The following is a 16,619-nucleotide window of genomic DNA, read 5'->3' as shown; positions in this document are numbered from 1 at the left end:
GCCTGCAACGATTTTTGACGTGGATTGGTTGCGCATAGAAATAGCAGGTCGGCTCCAAGCACGATGGTGTTTTTGAGGGTCGCTTCGGTGAGCATCCACTGTGTATGGCCAAGTTATGGCGTTGAAAGACCAAGGTGACGGGATCTCTCATTCAAGATTGCTTACGCAAGCGATCCCGTTCAGCGGCCTGTTGCCTATCAGATGCCGATTGCCACGAAGTCACTGGTCTTTCGCGGAATCTCGTTTTCAGACAGCCAACGTCTAACGAGGACAAAGTGCGTAGGCTCGAACAAGCTTTCTTGACAGATTTGGCCAGCATGACTGGCCAGCAATGGTGAGATTATCAAGGGTGTCCTATCGGATATATTATGTCGAGGTTGGCTGTCATCCTGGGCACGCATTGAGGTAATAAGAATCCTGATTGCCAATCGCACATACCAAGGTCGTTACAGGTTTATCAGTAGATCCTTTCGCTCATCCATTTGGCCAAGAGCGTTATCGCCTATATAGGTTTTTGGAAGCAGGACAATCCGGTAACAAAAAAGAGCCCATGCATATCAAGTGCATGGGCTCTTACGGCATTTCCTTGAGTGCCAATATTAGCGCAGGCGACCGCTTGCATGGGCCAGCATGGTGTAAACCTTGCCGGTGTCAGAGGTCAGATAGGTCTGCGTGACGATATTGTCGCGGTCATTGCGGGCAACATCTTCAAGCAGGCGCTCGAAGTCGTCCATATAGCGGTCTACCGCGCGGCGGAACTCGCTATCGGTCTGATATTTCTTCTTGATATCGTCAAAGGTCTGCTGCCCTTTCAGTGTGTAGAGGCGGCGGGTGAAGACATTGCGCTCACCGCGACGATAACGCTCCCACAGTTCAATCGATGCCTCGTGGTCAATGGCGCGGGCAATATCGACCGAAAGCGAATTCAGCGATTCAACCACATGGGTTGGCGTGCGCGTGGTGCTTATCGGTGCCGGTTTTGGCGCAACTGCTTCCTCTTCCTCACGCGATGCGCGAGCCAGCAGATTGGAAACCCAGCCGGTGCGCGGCCTTTCAGCTGTTGCGACCGAGGCGGCCGGCTGAGCCGGTTCTGGTGCGCGTGGGCGCTGCACTGGCGGCAGGTCGGCAACCGGCATAGGGCTCGGTGCCTTGACCTGGGCGGGACGCGGCTGAACCGGGGCCATGCGGCTTGCCGGGCGTTCGGCGCGGCTTGCGCCGACATCAACCAGACGGCCAGACTTGTTGACGATGGCAGCCAGTTCCTTGAGGGCGTTGATCTGTTCGCTCACAGCCTTGCGCATTGCGCTTGTGGTTTCCTTGGCTTCCGCAGGCATTTCCAGAATGCCGCGCTTGAGTTCGCCACGGGTGGTGTCGAGCTCAGTGCGGATTTCATTGGCTGTACGGCGGATGTCATCGGTTGCGGCGGCAAATTTTTGTGCTGCCTGTTCGACGATCTGCGAAACGCTTTCGCTGATCCTGTTTGCCGAGGCAAGCGTCTGGCCTTCGGCGCGCTGCAGGGCGGTGGAAACCAGAGCCTCGAAGGATTTCATCAGCTTTTCAATGCCTTCAGACTTTTCAACCAGACCATTAGCCAGTTTGTCGAGTGCCTGATGACGATCTTCCAGCGTGCTGGTCAGGTTGTTTTGTGCTGCATTGATCATGTCGGAGGCGGCCGACAGAACCTTGCTATGGGCTTCGAAACGGTTGGAAATATCGGCAATCTGCAGCAGCGTGTTGTCGGACAGGGTGCGCAGCGTGCCAATATTGCTGTCGATCAGGCCAGTCGAATTCTGGAAGATTTCGGCAGCGCGATTGGTGTTTTCCACGAAGCTGGACGTAGTGCCCATCAGGCGGCTGTCAAGCTCGGCAAGGTTGCGTGCCGCCGTCTCAATCAGCTGGCCAAGCTCATTGTTCGAGCTGGACAGGCGTTCGATCAGTTCATTGACATTGCCGACAAGGCCGCTCTTGGCTTCCTGAACGGCGGCAATGGTTTCAGCGGTGCGGCTTGCCAGTGCATTGACGAGGGCTGCATTTTCCGCGCGCAGACGATCGGTTGCGGCATGGGTTGCCTCTTCAAGCTGCTGCGCCAGCCCACGGCCGCCATCGGCCAGACGCGCAATCAGCGGTTCTGCCGTTTCGGCCAGGATTCTGGTGATTTCCTGCGAGCGGGCGGCAAGAACGGCATTGAGTTCACGTGTGCGCTCTTCCAGCGTGACGGCGGTTGTATCGGTCACCTGGGCAATGCGTGCCTCGACGCTGCCAAGCTCCATCGTGATGCGCGAGCCGATCTCGCCAAGACGGGAGGCAATCGCATCCGCACGTTCAACCAGACGGTTTTCCGTGCCGGTGAGGTTTTCAACCACACGTGCCGAGAAGGCTTCGCTGTGGCCGGCAAGCAGGTGGCTTGCATTGGCAGCCGTATCGGCAATGCGCTGTTCAATCGTGCCCAGTTCACCCGTCAGGCGGCTTTCGATTTCGCCGAGACGGTTGGCGATGGTGTTGGCCTGTTCGCCGAGGCGTGCCTCGGTACCGGAGAGATTTTCAACCAGACGCGCGGTAAAGGCCTCACTTTGGCCGACGATGATTTCGCTTGCCTTGTTGGCGCTGTAGACAATGCGTTGTTCGATATTGCCGATTTGGTCTGTAAGACGGTTTTCAATCGAGCCAAAGCGGTTGGCGATGGTTTCTGCCTGTTCGCTGAGGCGCGTTTCGGCGCCGGTGAGATTGTCGACGATGCGCGCTGCAAAGGCCTCGCCTTGACCGGCAAGCGTTTCGCTTGCCTTGGCAGCGGTTTCGGTAAGACGTTGTTCGATATTGCCGATTTCGCCGGCAAGGCGGTTTTCAATGTCGCCCAGACGTTCGGCGATCGATTCAGCCTTCTGGCTGAGGCGGAATTCCGTGCCGGAGAGATTGCTCATCAGGCGATTGCTGAAGTCTGCGCCGATACCTTCCAGGGCCTCACCAGCCTTGGTTGCTTCGCTCGAAAGGCGGCTTGCAGCTTCGCCAATCTTGTCGCGCAGGCTGGCGGCAACGACGCCGGCGCTCTGTTCCAGCGTACGGCGGACATTGTCGACGCCAATGGCGAGCGCCTTTTCCATTGTCTGGGTGCGTTCTGCGATAATGCCGGTCTGGTTGTCGAAGCTGCGGTTGATGGCGTCACTGGTTTCGGCAATGGTATCACGCAGCTTGGCAGTGCGCTGTTCAAGGGTTGCGGCATGCGCCGTCAGCGCCTCATTGAGGGCAGTTTCATTATGGGTCAAGGTTTCGCGCATGACGCCGGCATGGGTCTCGATGGCCTGCTGATGATGGGCAATCATCGAGGCAAGACCTGCATCATGTTCGTTCAGGGCTGCCTTGAGGCCGTTCGTACGCTCATCGAGAACCGCGGCCAGCGCGTTCTGCTTGTCAGAGATCAGCGACTCGATGGCATTTGCGCGCTCATCGAGGGTATTGGCAAGCTGGGCTTGCTGGGCATTGAAATTGTCGCGCAGGGCCTGATGGCGCGCATCCAGCGTATCGACATGTGCGCTGAAGGAGGCGTCAAGCTGAGCGGCATGTTGCGCCATAGCCTGTTGCAGGCTGTTGGTGCGCTCGGCCAGAATGGCGGCATGCTGTTCTGCCGTTGTGCTGAGCGTCGAGGTGGTTGCGGCAATGGCATTGCGCAGATCGGAAGCGCGCGAATCCAGTGCCTCGGTCAGAACATCGCGGCTTTCTGCCAGCGTATCGACGAAATTGGCCGTCTTTTCCTGCAGGATGGTGCCGATATTGGCTTCGACGGAAGCCAGGCTTGAGGCAATTGCTGCCTTGGTCTCATCGATCATCGTATTGAACGATGCACGGCCGCCATTGAAGGTTTCGGCAATTTCACGCGTGCGGGCGATCAGATTTTCATTGATCTGGCGTGAACGGGCTTCAAGCGCCGCGTTGAGCTTCTCAGTGCTGCTGTCGAGCGCCTGTGCGCGGGCCTCAAATTCCGACACCAGCGAGCGCCCCCGTTCGGAAAGCGTCGAGTCGAGATTGGCAAGACGCGTATCGAATTCGCTGACCATGGCCTCGGTGGCCGTGCCAAGCAGTGAGGCAATGCCTTGCGTGCGTTCATCAAGCGCGTCGCCGATACGCTCGGAAATGGAGCGTGACTGCTCATCCAGCGTGGCAATGCGGGTGTCAAGAATATTGGCAAATTCCTGCCCGGAGGCGGTGATGCGCTCACCAATCGCGCCGGTGCGCTTTTCAATCGCTTCGGCAATCGAATTGCCGCTTTCATTGATATTGCCGATCAGGCGTTCACCGGATTCATTCAGAAGTGTGCTGAGCTGCTTCGAGGCCGAGAGCACATTGTCGCGGATGATATTGGATGCGCTCGACAACTCTTCCTTGAGCTGCTCATGCGCGCCGGAAATGGAGGAGCGTACGCGTTCGGCATGGCTGACGATTGCCTCGCGCTCATTGCCGAGTTCGCTTACCAGAGAGCGGATGCGCACTTCATTGTCGGCATAGGTGCGTTCCAGCTGGTTGACTTCGGCCTGAACCAGGGTTTCAAGCTCAACCGCGCGGGCGAGGGTGCGTTCAATGCCTTCATTCATGGCATTGACTTCACGGCGCACGGCCTGACCAATGGTGGTGATGCGGTCGCTGGCAATGGCATCCGGCTGAAGCAGCTTGAGGGCAGCTTCAGACATGGAGCGTGCGGCGGCATGCATTTCCTGCGCGCGTCTGACAAGCTGGGCAAAACCATAGAACATGGCAACCGGCAAGGCCACGCCCGCGGTCAGGCCAAGGCCAGCCGGCGAGGTGAAGAAGTCCCTGGTTGCCTGAAGATTGGTGAATAGATCCGGATTGATGGCGCGTCCAAGCGCAGCACCACCGGCAGCCCACAGAACGCTGATTGCGGTCGTCGTCCAGAACAGTCTGGAAGTCTGTTCGGTCGTGCGGCGATGGCGCGCCGTGCTGGCTGCGAGGTTTTCACCCCTTGAATCGTCATTGGCCGGTTTGCGGGTGAGTGCGGCCGCAGCGCCTGATGACGCGATGGCCGCTGGCTTGGCCGTGGCTTCCGGTTTGGTCGTGGCAGTCTCGTCGGCAGGCAGGTTCGCGGCAGGCGCTACGGCCTTGACCACTGGCGGAATGGGCGGGGCTGCAGGTGTAACAATGACAGAAGCGGCAATCGGCGCAGGCTTTTCCTGTTCAGACAGCCTGTTTGCCGTTTCATCAGCACGCGGGCCAACGGGTTCGGCGTCACGAACCTTCTGTTCGGCAACGAGCTCTTCGGCAGCACGCGAAATCTGCGCTTCCAGATCGTCAACCGAGAAGCCAGAGTCCAGATCGTCCAGCGTCAATTCAACGTCCAGATCTGCAAGATCGTCGTCAAAATTGATGTCGAGCGCTTCTTCCAATGCCTTCTCAACTTCCAGGTCTAGCTTTTGTGCCTTGGATTTTGACGCCATTGTGTGCCTACCTTGTACTCATTTACCACGACGGCTGGACTGCCGAAGCAACAATACCATACTTATCCGCCAACTTTACATCGTATCGGTTCGGTTGCGTTAAGGAAATAGGCGAAGCCGCCTAGGGTTCAAATCTTTAAATATAAGGTTAATGCAAAAGTGCGCTATGCTAAAAAATTAAGTAAAAGCAATTACTTAGTTGTTTTCTTATTGTGGAAATTCTAAAAGTCTTTTCCTGAAAGAACCGCCTTCCAGCCTGTTTGGCGTTAACCACTTCTCGTTTGTGGTGTGTGATTGAATGCTTTTCGTAACATAAAGTTGCATTGAAAATGTATGGACTCATTATCCGGCCAATTGCAACTCTTATCGTTAGGTCGTATTGGCGAAAGGGAAAAATTACCCAATGCAATGTGCGGGGCGCGCGCGGGACGGAGTGCTGTTTGGCGGCCCTGTATGCAAAGAGGCTCAGTAATGACAAGAATCATATTTGTTTCTGCGGACGGTTCCATGCGCACGGAGGTAGATGCCGACAATGGCGCTAGCGTCATGGAAGCTGCCATCCGTAATGGTGTGCCCGGCATTGATGCCGAATGTGGCGGTGCCTGCGCCTGTGCGACCTGTCATGTCTATGTCGACGAGGCATGGGTCGATATTGTCGGCCATCCGGAGTCCATGGAAGAAGACATGCTCGATTTTGCCTTCGATGTCCGTCCGAACAGCCGTTTGTCCTGCCAGATCCGGGTGAAAAACGAACTCGACGGTCTCGTCGTCCAGGTTCCTGAACGCCAGAGCTGATCTGTCGCACAATCGAAGCGTATGTCTTGCAAGCGCAAAGCTGTTGGGCGGCATGCGCATAAAGCGGCCTTGCGAAGGGCGCCCTTGAAATGGGCGTCCTTTGGCATGCGAGAACATGCAGGCGGGTAAGCCGCAATGCTCTGACCATATTGTCTTTGTGCAGTTGCGGCTGGAAACCGGTTTTTCCCTTTATGGAGCCTGGCGGCTTTCGCGCTGTTTTCGCTTTTCAAGATTTTTGATCAGCAGACGTTCAAAACGCTTTTCAAAATTGATCGTTTCCACGCGATCAAAGCGTTCCTGTGCCTTGTCATGCTCGGCCAGGAGTTTTTCGGTGAGCCGGTCAATATCCTTGCGCAGTTCAGCACAATCCTTGCGGGAATGCAGGGCGCGTACCTTGCGTTCCAGCTCATTGGCATGGGTGCGGGCGATGATGATGTGACTTTCCTCATGCCGGCGGATATCCTTCAGCAAGGTATCCCATACAAGCTGGATGTCACCCTCGGCTCTGGAACGATGTTTCCAGACAGGCAGTGAGATCTTGGCATAAACATTGACGCGAATGTCCTGCACCTTGCATGATTCGCCTGCGTTTTTGCCATATTTGACCTTGGCGTCAAACCGGATTTCCGTTGCACCGGGGTGGTGCTGGCCTGTCTTTTGCAGAAAAGGTCCGTTTTGCGACAGCGCATGATCAAGTTCGGCTGCCGTTTTCCCATAGATGGGAAAATAGGTGTATTTGCGCACCACATTGGCAGCATGCGCCCCGGTTGCGGGCAAAGTCAGAAGGACGCCTGCCAGAACCGTGTTCGCCAGAACCAATAATTTTTTGCCCATGTCCTGGCACCTTTCAAAAAAACAGAGGTAATTTCAAAATATGAGATCGCAAGCATGGCACGCAATCGTCAAGAGAACTATAACGCCGTCCAGACATATTCACGAACCGACATCGTTCGGATTGCGGTGCGGCATCAGGATTAGCAGCAATGACTAAATTATGGCAATTGGCACATGGGCGTTCGCTTCCATTGGGGGACAAGGCGGTCATCATGGGCATCCTGAATGTCACGCCGGATTCCTTTTCGGATGGAGGTCAATATGTCGAATGTGACAAGGCCATGGCCGCAGCCGAAAAAATGCTGGAAGAGGGGGCTTTGATCATCGATGTCGGCGGCGAATCCACCCGTCCGGGCGGTGCGCCCGTTGACGAGGCAACGGAAATTGCCCGCGTTGTTCCGGTCATTGAAGCGCTTGGCAAGCGGTTTGACTGCATCATTTCGATCGACACCTATCGCGCCGCCACGGCGCGGGCGGCAGTGGAGGCGGGTGCGCATATTGTGAACGATGTTTGGGGATTGCAGCGAGAACCAGCAATTGCGGATATTGCCCGGCAAAGCGGGGCCGGCCTCGTCATCATGCACACCAGCCGCGAACGCATGGTCGAACCTGACGTGATTGATGACCAGTTCGTGTTCCTGAACAGGTCACTGAAGATCGCTGCGCAGGCGGAGATCGATCCTGCGCGCATTGTTCTGGATCCGGGGTTCGGCTTCGGCAAGGAAACGGCAGACGATGTTGCGCTGATGGCTCGCCTGGGCGAATTGCAGCAGTTTGGCTATCCGATTCTGGTTGGTACGTCGCGTAAACGCTTTGTCGGCGCGATAACTGGCGTGAATGAGCCTCTGAATCGCGATATAGGTACAGCAGCGACTTCGGTTGCCTTGCGGCTGGCGGGTGCAGACATTTTCCGTGTGCACAATGTCGCCTATAACAGGGAAGCGCTTGCCGTTGCGGATGCAATCCTGCAGGCGCGCAGGGTCGATAACAGGAAGTAGAACCGTGTACACAATACGGATCATGAACTGCGCATTTTTCGCGCATCACGGCGTCTTTGATGAAGAACACAAGCTTGGCCAGCGTTTTTATGTTGATGCCATTCTTGATGTCGAGGCCGGCTCTGCGCTTGAAAATGATGATATTGACGGCACAGTTCATTACGGCATCGCTTTCTCGGTGATTGAAGACATTATCATGGGCCGGCAGCGTTATCTGATCGAGACGCTGGCGCTGGATGTTGCCAAGGCCCTGGTTGAACGTTTTCCGCAGATCACGCGGGCGGAAATTACCATCCGCAAGCCGAATGCGCCGGTGCCGGGCGTTCTCGATCATGTCGAAGTAACCGTGGTCTATCCGCAGTGAGCGGCGGTCATCACAGCGCGCGCGCATGGCTTGGCCTGGGCGGAAATATCGGCGATCCCATCAGAACCATGGGAGAGGCGTTGCGCCTGCTTGAGGCACGCGGCGACACAAGGATCGTTGCGGTGTCCCCCGTCTATCGCACACCTCCCTGGGGCAAGACCGACCAGAACTGGTTCTATAATGCCTGTGCGGTGATCGACACGGATCTGCCGCCGGTTGTGCTGATGCAGACCTGTCTGGACGTTGAAAGGGCGCTCAAACGCGTGCGCATTGAACGCTGGGGGCCACGCACGGTTGATATCGATATTCTTGCCATGTCAGACCCGGCTGGCCATCCGGTTATCCTCAACGAGGACAGGCTGACCCTGCCGCATCCGCGCATGATGGAACGCGCCTTCGTGCTTGTGCCGCTCAATGATATTGCGCCCACATTGGTGATCAATGGACAAAACATTGCCGAAGCCATGGCACATTGCCAGCGCGATGGCATTGAAAAAGCCCGCACGGATGCGGGCTGGTGGAAAGAAAGCAACTGAACAGGAGCGACCAGAGCCAAAATCTTTCTTGGGCGCCTTTTAATCTTTCTTGGGGACCTTTTAATTTTTGGCAATGGCGCCGATGGCCATATCATCGACGCGCTTCAGGTTCAGGCCGATGACCGGCACAAGTTCATTGTCCACGCGCACGGAAACCGTGACATTCATCGTATTTTCATCGCTGATGCGCGCCAGCATGGCACCATTGAGCTGCTTGCGGTTCAGTCCCAGTACCACCTTGTTGCCGTTCACGGAACCGGACACGACATCAAGTCCCTTTCCTTCGGCGCCATCATTGAACTTGCCGGAATAGCCGGTGTTGGAGCGGGTAATGGTTGCCTTCATCGGCTGGGTGAAGACGCCAACGCGGCAGGAACCATCCAGCGTCATGCCAACTGCCTTTTCCGGTGTTGTGCCGGACAGGGTGCAGACGAATTTCGTGCCCTTGTATTTGCCGGCGACGATCTCGCCCGGCCCCGACCACTGGCCTTCTATATTTTCAAAGAAACGTTGATCCTTGTCTGCGGCCAATGCCGGTAATGCAACAAGGGTTGCAGGCAGAAGCAACAGACAGGCAGCAATGGTCTTTTTCATGATCAGCTCTATTCCAGAACTCGTCAGCCGCAGCAGGCCGACATTACACCGTTGGTTACCCAGTCCGAAATCGAACAGACGCGTCCATGACCAGATAGCCGGTTTGGCATCAGGTACATTGCTGGAAACAACGTCGGGAAAACCGCCACGCCGATCCGCTCGATTCTGATGCGCAATGCTTTCTTGCACATATTCGGATCGAATGGTTAATGCTTGGTTTGCAATTTGCTGAAAGCCACTTCAAAATCACGCCTTGTCCTTGCTGCGTGGGGATTTGGTGGTTGCATCGCCATTCAGCCGCGCCAGATCACCAATAAAATCGCTGATGCCGGGTCTTTTCTCGGCATGAAACGGGAAGGGACGCACGACATCCATGGCGGCAATGCCAATGCGGGCGGTCATCAGGCCATTGACCACGCCTTCGCCAAGCTTGGCCGAAAGACGCGAGGCCAGGCCATGGCCGACAAGCTGCTGAATGACGCTGTCGCCCATGGCAAGTGTGCCGGTCACCGCCAGATGGGCCAGAACCCGGCGGCTCAGCGTGATGAAACCAAGCATGCCGGGGCGGGCGCCATAAAGCTGTGACAGCCGCCTGATCAGGCGCGCGGATTCAAAGATCACATAGCCAATATCAACCAAAGCGCGCGGGCTGATAGCCGTTACAATCGAAACGCGTTTGGAGGCGTTGAGGATGAGCGTGCGTGCTTCGCGATCAATCGGGCGCAGGATTTCAGTCTCGGCCAGCCGGATCAGGTCGCGGCCATCAATGATCTCATTGGATAGGCCGTCAAGAATCTGTCTGCCACGCGCGGTTTCTGGCAGATTGCGGGTAATGTCATGCAATCGGACAAGGCAAGCGCGCGCCGCCTTCATGTCATCGCGTTCATAGGCGTCGGTAGTTTCCTTGCGCAGGGACTGTGCCGAAGCAAGCCGGCGCAGCGCCAGAAGCTCCCGCGTTACAATGGCAAGAAATGCAGCAAGGGCAATGATGGCAACAACAAAGGCTGTCCAGCCAAGCCAGTCTGCGCGGGCAAACAATGCCCTGATCAGGTCTTCTACCCAGATTGCAATGGCAAATGACAGGAGTATGCCAAGAGCGCTCAGCAAAACACCGCCAAGCGACCATTTGCGCCGCGCTGCCTCATCAAGTGCAGGCTCAAGCACCGCATCGGGCACAGCATCCTCCAGTGCAAATATATCGACATCCGGCACCACCTGTTGCAGATCCCTGACCGCACGCGGGCGGCGCGGGGCTGCAGCTGGTTGCGGATCCACAGTCTTGCCGGAAGCAGGCTGTTCCAGAATGAATGCCGCTGGCTTGCGGGGCTTGGCATCGCTCATTGCAATCGGTCTCCAATGAGAAACTGTATGGCCCGGTCGAGACGAATATGCGGCAGGGACAAGGTCAAGCCGTCAGCCGTCTGCTCCAGACGTGGCGGACGGAAGCGGACAAAGCGGATGAAATGTTCCGTCGCGTGATTGTTTTTTTCAAAAATTACATCAGGATTTTTCGGTAAATCACCGGGAAATATAGCTGTTTCTGTTTCGCCGTCAAAAATCTCACCGTCAATGCGTTCGCCTTTCAGCGGGGTGCCGACGATCACCGGCAGGGCTTCCTTGCCCTGCCTGACGGTCGCTTCATGGGTGGCGCGGACGGCCGCCATGGCCAGCACATCAATATCGGCGCCGGAAAAATCCGCCCGTTCCATGGCGCGTTCAACCAGTCGGCGCACGATGGCCTGCAGGCGGTCATGGCTTTCATGATGCAGCTGGTCTGCCTTGGTGGCGGCAACGAGAATGCGGCCGATGCGGCGCTGGATCAGGCCGGTCAGAAGATTGGTGCGGCCCGGCCTGAAACAGGACAGGATATCGGTGAGGGCGCGTTCCAGATCAGCGACAACGTCCGGGCCGGCATTCATCGCCTGCATGGCGTCGATCAGCACGATCTGGCGATCAAGACGCGCAATATGCTCGCGGAAGAAAGGTTTGACGACATGGGTCTTGTAGGCCTCGTAACGGCGCTCCATCATGGCGGCGAGTGAGCCGGGCTTGAAATCGCTGTCTTTCAGCTTCGGCAGGGGCGCGAAGGTCAGCGCGGGCGAGCCGTCGAGATCGCCCGGCATCAGAAAACGGCCCGGGGGGAGTGTGGAGAGCGCGCGTTCATCGGCCTTGCCGGCGCGCAGATAGTCGGTGAAGCTGCGCGCAAGCCTTTGTGCGATCAGCTCATCGGCCGCATCGGCAGGATTGACGCTTTCGGCCTCATTGATCCAGCCCTTTGCCAGATCATGATGGGTCGGCGCATGGGCAAGAGCAAAGGAGTCGGCACTGAATTCGGCATAGCTTTTGCCAAGCAATGGCAAATCGAGCAGCCATTCGCCCGGATAATCAACAATATCAACGGATAGGCGTCCCGGCGATAGCCAGCGTCCCCAGGCCGATGCCGTCTCATATTCAATGGTCAGGCGCAGCTGCGATATGGCTCGGGTGGAATCTGGCCAGATGCGTTCATTGAGCAGTGCTGCCAGATGTTCCTCATATTGAAAACGCGGTACGGCGTCGTCTGGCTGTGGCTCCAGCAAGGCACGCGAAATGCGCCCGGATTTATAGGCCTCGAACAGCGGCAGCCTGCCGCCATGCAGCATGTTATGCACGAAAGCCGTGATGAAAACCGTCTTGCCAGCGCGCGAAAGCCCGGTCACGCCCAGCCGCAGCGCGGGAGAAAAAAGGCCACTGGCACGATCTGCCAATGTGTCCAGCGCAATTCTGGCTTCATCGCCGAAACTGGTCAGTTTTGCCAATTATGCCTCGCCCTGCCTGTCGTTGCGCACGTCAGCGCAAAGGAAATGATTGTCTTCACGTGTGTCTTGTCTCCCGAAAATGGTTTCTGCTTTTCCTGGAACCGCAACTGTTCTTTTCGCAGTTCCGAACGGAAAACCGGTTCCCACATTTCCTGGCACTGCCTTAGAAATAAGGTGCCGAGCCGGCCAGATGCAAGAATGGCAGGGCAGTCAGTCAGGAAATTTTATCGGGCAGGGGAAAAGTCTCAAGAAAGCCTGCGCCTTCATCAATCTCCGTCAGGCTTTTGTCAAAGCGGATCGTCGCAAGACCTGCCGGAGGAAAGCCGGCATGAAGATTGTGCAGGCTGTCGGGATGACCTGCGCCGCACAGGGCAAGTGCAAGATCTTCCATCGTCGGATTGTGGCCGACCAGCATCAGATGTTCGACATCGCCATATTTGCGGATTGCGGCCAGATATTCAAACGGTCCGCCACTATAGATCGTCCCATCCAGAACGGTTTCGACATTGATCCCAAGCCGTTCAATCAGGCCGTAAGCGGTTTCCTGGGTGCGTTTCGAGGTCGAAAGCACAACCCGATCCGGGAAAAGTTCTGCTGCCTTCATGCTCTCCGCCAGCCGATCCAGCGACTGAATGCCTTCCGAATCCAGCGGCCGGTCAAAGTCACGCATGCCGGGTCTGGCCCAAGCCGCCTTTGCATGACGAAGGAGAAGAAGAAAACTCATGGTTGAACTCCGCTGGCTAAAGGCTTTTGGCGGCAATGTTTGCGGGCGCAAGAAATGCCAGAATTTTATCAGCTGGCGTAATTTTTTAACCACTTATGGCCGCTTTTTAACATTATTCTTTGTCGCAGTGATTGTTTTTTGAAGAATTCATAAAGCTGTCATATCCGACGGGGTGCAACCATTGATTATTTCTTATCGAATAAGTTTCAGCAAATCAGCTATTTAAAAATATGAATTTATTTGCATTTTCTATCGGGTTTGTAGAAGTGGACAGTTTGTTGGCAGTGAAGCCTAAAAATAATGCACTAAAAAGTAGTGGAACACGATTGTTTCGTGTTGTGTCCTGCAAATGATGGACTTATATAACCGCACGCGTCTCTTTGATGTGGGGTGATTCAGAATGAGTGAATTGATAGACCTTAACTATAAGCCCACTGACGACGAGCCGTTCATGAATGAACGGCAGAAGGCTTACTTCCGTGCAAAGCTTATTGCCTGGAAGAACGAAATCCTGCGTGAAGCGCGCGAAACACTTGAAGCGCTGCAACAGGAAAGCGCCAATCATCCTGACCTGGCTGACAGGGCTTCATCAGAAACTGACAGGGCGATTGAATTGCGCGCCCGTGATCGCCAAAGAAAACTGATCGCCAAGATTGATGCAGCACTCAATCGCATTGAGGAAGGCACCTATGGTTTCTGCGAAGAAACGGGTGAGCCGATCAGCCTCAAGCGGCTTGACGCGCGTCCGATTGCAACGCTGTCGCTTGAGGCGCAGGAGCGGCATGAGCGACGCGAGAAAGTCTATCGCGACGAATAGGCTTTACCCTCTGCCTTGATCTGTATATGGCTGTTTGAAATGGCTGCATTTTTGCAGCCATTTTCTTTAAGCACCGTGATCGCTCTATGTGGCTGTCCGGCAAGTTGATATGTATATTGTTTTGAGTTGTTTTATGCCGCTTTTGAACCAATTTTATCCAGACAATGCTTTCAGAATGAATATTATGGTATCAACAGGCGTTGTTTAAACTGAACAGATATTAATTTGTGTCCTATTTTATTTTATGCTAAAAAATCATTCGTTTTTCTATATGAAGAACCTTATTGTCTGGAATGGGTTGCTGGACATTTCAATTCCTAAGGTGACTGATGGGCAAGCGGTTGGGCTTTTTGCTTGAAAGCGCGATTAAATCTGGTGAAATTAGACCGTATTTCCAGCCAATCGTCCGATTGTCTGACCGGCGCATAGTTGGTTTTGAAATCCTGTCACGTTGGCACAGGCGGGATGGCAGCATTCTGCAGCCGCTTGAGTTCATTCCTCTGGCTGAGGAAAGGGGGCTGATTGGCAATCTGACCGAGTCAGTCCTGCGTCAGTCTTTGAGTGCAATCGAGCATTTGCCCAAGGATCTATTCCTGTCACTCAATATTTCACCAAGCCAGCTCAAAAATACGTCCATTTTGCGTATCATCAAGGATGCGGCGGCAGATTATGGCTTTTTCCTGCCGCGTCTGAAGATTGAAATTACCGAAACGGCGCTGATTGAAGATACGGATCTTGCCAAGGCGACCATTCTGGAACTGATGCAGCTGGGTTGTCACATTGCGATGGATGATTTCGGCACCGGCTATTCCAGCTTGAGTTGGTTGCAGCATTTGCCGATTGATACGATCAAGATCGATGCCAGTTTTGTCGGTTCCATGCTGACGGAGCGTGAAAGCCGCAAGATCGTCATGGCTATCATCAGCCTTGGCCAGAGTCTTGACATTGGTGTCGTTGCGGAAGGAGTCGAGACGGAAGAACAGGCAGAAGTCCTGCAACGTGCCGGCTGTCAGATGGCGCAGGGCTATTATTTTGGCAAGCCGGGTCCGATTTTGAATGTTGATCTGCCGGCATGTGAGGAGCCGGTATTGCAGGCAGGCATCCCCAATCATGGTCTTACGGTCGAGCAACGTGCCTATCAGATTGCGGCAATCTATACGGACAACAATACCTGTATGGGTTTTGTCGATCCGGACTTCCAGATCATAGATATCAGCCGGAAATTTGCCAAAGCTCTTGGGTCGACGGTTAGCGCATTGCGTGGCACGGATCTGGCGAGTCATTTCAATCTGAAACAATGGCAGGTCCAGGAAATTGTCAGCACCTTGCGTGAAAAAGGCCATTATCCGCCGTTTGAGGTGCGTTTGCCGAATAGCGTTCAGCTTGTTTCTGTCAGTCCAGTTCTGGATGAGATCGGCGGCCTGCTCGGTTTCAGTGTTTTTGGCATTGATGTCACTGAAAAGAAGAGGCAGCAGGAAATCCTGCAGGAAAGCGAGGAACATTACCGTCTGATCGCCCTGTTGAGCCCGCGCGCCTTCTGGCAGGCGGATGCCAATGGCAAGGTTATCCGGGTCGATAGAAAATTCAATCTGACCATGCAGACTTCGCCTGACGAGGTGAATGAGGATCACTGGCTGGAATTCATTTTCCCGGAAGACCGGGCCAAGATACAGGCTGAATGGCAGAAATCCGTGGAAACTGGCGAAATTTTTGAAGCCGAGTTTCGCTATTGCCGTCCGGATCAAGATGTCCGCTGGCTCCGCGTCTATGCCGCGCCGCAGAAAGACGGGAATGATCGTGTCTTGCGCTGGTTTGGCCAGTGTGAAGATATCACGACGCGCAAGCTGGCGGAAATTGGCCTCAGTGAACGCGAGGCGGAATTCCGTTTTCTGGTTGAAAATTCACCACATCTGTTCTGGATTGCCGACCAGAGAGGGCGCTTTACCGGGATCAATCCACGTCTTGCAGCCCTGTTTGAGATTACCAGTGCTGAAGCACAGAATTTTGGCTGGCTGGACAGGGTCTATCCCGAAGACCGCGCATTTTCGGGCGCAGCTTTCCGGGATTGCATTCATCAGGGACGACCCTTTGATATCTATTATCGCCTTCTTTTAAGTGGCGGACGTATCCAGTGGGTACGCAGCTGGGGTGCAGCCAAAGTAACCGATGGTATCATTACCGGCTATTACGGCATGGTGACGCCGATTGACGATAAATTTTCGAACATTTTGCAGGAAAAGATTGATGAAGATACAGAAAAGTATGTTCCCACCGGCTCGAATTTGTACCTATAAGTAGCTAAGTTTCTCAATTTATTGTAATAAATATGATGAGTTCACTTCATGTAAAGTGATTCATCCTGCAGATCGTTGTTGTCATGCATTCGTCTGTCCTGCCCTTGGCATGATAGATATGGGCGGGCCGGAGATGAACAAGCAAATCCCATCTGAACTGTCGAATGGTCGGCTTGATACGTCCTATTCTGACACGATCCGCTCCAGCGACCTTCCGCTGTTCATCAGTCCGGAAATCAAGACTATCCGCAGCAGCCAGAAATTCGGCTGGAAAAGCCTGTTTGCCGTCCACACGGTTGAGACGCCCCATAAGGGCTATCCGAATACTACCCGTTTCTATGTGCTGAGAGCCCGACTCAAAATTCCATTTTTGCGATACGCCTCGTCATTCGCCTGATTGAGGAGATGACCATCCAAGCTTGTG

14 protein-coding genes are annotated in these 16,619 nt (G+C 54.8%); 8 read left to right on the top strand and 6 right to left on the bottom strand.

Annotated elements, in window-relative coordinates; translation table 11 throughout:
• Positions 1–599: 599 nt before the first annotated feature.
• Complete coding sequence (locus tag ACFO1V_RS08020; RefSeq protein ID WP_374829624.1) at positions 600–5,441, bottom strand: apolipoprotein A-IV repeat region-like domain-containing protein; 4,842 nt, start codon at positions 5,439–5,441, stop codon at positions 600–602.
• 471 nt (positions 5,442–5,912) lie between these two features.
• On the opposite strand from ACFO1V_RS08020, the gene ACFO1V_RS08015 reads away from it, so the two are divergent.
• The gene (locus tag ACFO1V_RS08015; protein WP_374829626.1) at positions 5,913–6,236 is read left to right on the top strand and encodes a 2Fe-2S iron-sulfur cluster-binding protein; all 324 of its coding nucleotides are present in this window, start codon (positions 5,913–5,915) and stop codon (positions 6,234–6,236) included.
• 189 nt (positions 6,237–6,425) lie between these two features.
• Here ACFO1V_RS08015 and ACFO1V_RS08010 read toward each other — a convergent pair whose 3' ends face one another.
• On the bottom strand, positions 6,426–7,070 hold the full coding sequence (locus ACFO1V_RS08010; protein WP_374829628.1) for a DUF922 domain-containing Zn-dependent protease: 645 nt from the start codon (positions 7,068–7,070) through the stop codon (positions 6,426–6,428).
• Between the two features lie 149 nt (positions 7,071–7,219).
• Between ACFO1V_RS08010 and folP the strand changes: the two genes are divergently transcribed.
• From folP to folK, 3 genes are all read left to right on the top strand, one after another.
• Positions 7,220–8,068: a dihydropteroate synthase gene (gene folP / locus ACFO1V_RS08005; RefSeq protein WP_374829630.1), complete on the top strand. Its 849-nt coding sequence runs from the start codon at positions 7,220–7,222 to the stop codon at positions 8,066–8,068.
• 4 nt (positions 8,069–8,072) lie between these two features.
• On the top strand, positions 8,073–8,432 hold the full coding sequence (gene folB / locus ACFO1V_RS08000; protein ID WP_374829632.1) for a dihydroneopterin aldolase: 360 nt from the start codon (positions 8,073–8,075) through the stop codon (positions 8,430–8,432).
• Between the two features lie 68 nt (positions 8,433–8,500).
• Positions 8,501–8,968 (top strand): 2-amino-4-hydroxy-6-hydroxymethyldihydropteridine diphosphokinase, encoded by a 468-nt coding sequence (gene folK / locus ACFO1V_RS07995; protein WP_374829680.1) that lies wholly within the window; start codon positions 8,501–8,503, stop codon positions 8,966–8,968.
• Between the two features lie 60 nt (positions 8,969–9,028).
• Here the strand turns inward: folK and ACFO1V_RS07990 are convergent, their stop codons facing one another.
• From ACFO1V_RS07990 to ACFO1V_RS07975, 4 genes are all read right to left on the bottom strand, one after another.
• Positions 9,029–9,562, bottom strand: a complete 534-nt coding sequence (locus tag ACFO1V_RS07990; protein ID WP_374829634.1) for a hypothetical protein — start codon at positions 9,560–9,562, stop codon at positions 9,029–9,031.
• 246 nt (positions 9,563–9,808) lie between these two features.
• On the bottom strand, positions 9,809–10,903 hold the full coding sequence (locus ACFO1V_RS07985; RefSeq protein ID WP_374829636.1) for a YcjF family protein: 1,095 nt from the start codon (positions 10,901–10,903) through the stop codon (positions 9,809–9,811).
• Complete coding sequence (locus ACFO1V_RS07980; RefSeq protein ID WP_374829638.1) at positions 10,900–12,360, bottom strand: YcjX family GTP-binding protein; 1,461 nt, start codon at positions 12,358–12,360, stop codon at positions 10,900–10,902. Before ACFO1V_RS07980 ends, ACFO1V_RS07985 begins: the two co-directional genes overlap by 4 nt.
• 214 nt (positions 12,361–12,574) lie before the next feature.
• A complete protein-coding gene (locus tag ACFO1V_RS07975) occupies positions 12,575–13,084 on the bottom strand; it encodes a SixA phosphatase family protein (RefSeq protein WP_374829640.1) in 510 nt (169 codons plus the stop codon).
• On the opposite strand from ACFO1V_RS07975, the gene ACFO1V_RS07970 reads away from it, so the two are divergent.
• The 4 genes from ACFO1V_RS07970 (at position 13,083) to ACFO1V_RS07955 (ending at position 16,592) form a co-directional block, all read left to right on the top strand.
• Positions 13,083–13,226: a hypothetical protein gene (locus ACFO1V_RS07970; RefSeq protein ID WP_374829642.1), complete on the top strand. Its 144-nt coding sequence runs from the start codon at positions 13,083–13,085 to the stop codon at positions 13,224–13,226. The two genes, ACFO1V_RS07975 and ACFO1V_RS07970, sit on opposite strands and share 2 nt — an antisense overlap.
• 258 nt (positions 13,227–13,484) lie before the next feature.
• Entirely contained in the window at positions 13,485–13,901 is a 417-nt protein-coding gene (gene dksA, locus ACFO1V_RS07965) for an RNA polymerase-binding protein DksA (protein WP_374829644.1), read from the top strand.
• Positions 13,902–14,230: 329 nt separating this feature from the next.
• A complete protein-coding gene (locus ACFO1V_RS07960) occupies positions 14,231–16,195 on the top strand; it encodes an EAL domain-containing protein (RefSeq protein ID WP_374829646.1) in 1,965 nt (654 codons plus the stop codon).
• Positions 16,196–16,328: 133 nt separating this feature from the next.
• Entirely contained in the window at positions 16,329–16,592 is a 264-nt protein-coding gene (locus tag ACFO1V_RS07955; RefSeq protein WP_374829648.1) for a hypothetical protein, read from the top strand.
• Positions 16,593–16,619: the final 27 nt, after the last annotated feature.

The sequence above is a fragment of the Daeguia caeni genome (assembly GCF_042653845.1).
GTDB classification, from domain to species: domain Bacteria; phylum Pseudomonadota; class Alphaproteobacteria; order Rhizobiales; family Rhizobiaceae; genus Brucella; species Brucella caeni.
Note: the sequence above shows the minus strand (reverse complement) of the source record. Positions and strands in the feature narration are given on the sequence as shown.

Bases quoted from the DNA above. Each gene is read 5' to 3' on its own strand.
- ACFO1V_RS08020 (WP_374829624.1), bottom strand. From the start codon at position 5,441: ATGGCGTCAAAATCCAAGGCACAAAAGCTAGACCTGGAAGTTGAGAAG.
- ACFO1V_RS08015 (WP_374829626.1), top strand. From the start codon at position 5,913: ATGACAAGAATCATATTTGTTTCTGCGGACGGTTCCATGCGCACGGAG.
- ACFO1V_RS08010 (WP_374829628.1), bottom strand. From the start codon at position 7,070: ATGGGCAAAAAATTATTGGTTCTGGCGAACACGGTTCTGGCAGGCGTC.
- folP (WP_374829630.1), top strand. From the start codon at position 7,220: ATGACTAAATTATGGCAATTGGCACATGGGCGTTCGCTTCCATTGGGG.
- folK (WP_374829680.1), top strand. From the start codon at position 8,501: ATGGGAGAGGCGTTGCGCCTGCTTGAGGCACGCGGCGACACAAGGATC.
- ACFO1V_RS07990 (WP_374829634.1), bottom strand. From the start codon at position 9,562: ATGAAAAAGACCATTGCTGCCTGTCTGTTGCTTCTGCCTGCAACCCTT.
- ACFO1V_RS07985 (WP_374829636.1), bottom strand. From the start codon at position 10,903: ATGAGCGATGCCAAGCCCCGCAAGCCAGCGGCATTCATTCTGGAACAG.
- ACFO1V_RS07970 (WP_374829642.1), top strand. From the start codon at position 13,083: ATGGTTGAACTCCGCTGGCTAAAGGCTTTTGGCGGCAATGTTTGCGGG.
- ACFO1V_RS07975 (WP_374829640.1), bottom strand. From the start codon at position 13,084: ATGAGTTTTCTTCTTCTCCTTCGTCATGCAAAGGCGGCTTGGGCCAGA.
- dksA (WP_374829644.1), top strand. From the start codon at position 13,485: ATGAGTGAATTGATAGACCTTAACTATAAGCCCACTGACGACGAGCCG.
- ACFO1V_RS07960 (WP_374829646.1), top strand. From the start codon at position 14,231: ATGGGCAAGCGGTTGGGCTTTTTGCTTGAAAGCGCGATTAAATCTGGT.
- ACFO1V_RS07955 (WP_374829648.1), top strand. From the start codon at position 16,329: ATGAACAAGCAAATCCCATCTGAACTGTCGAATGGTCGGCTTGATACG.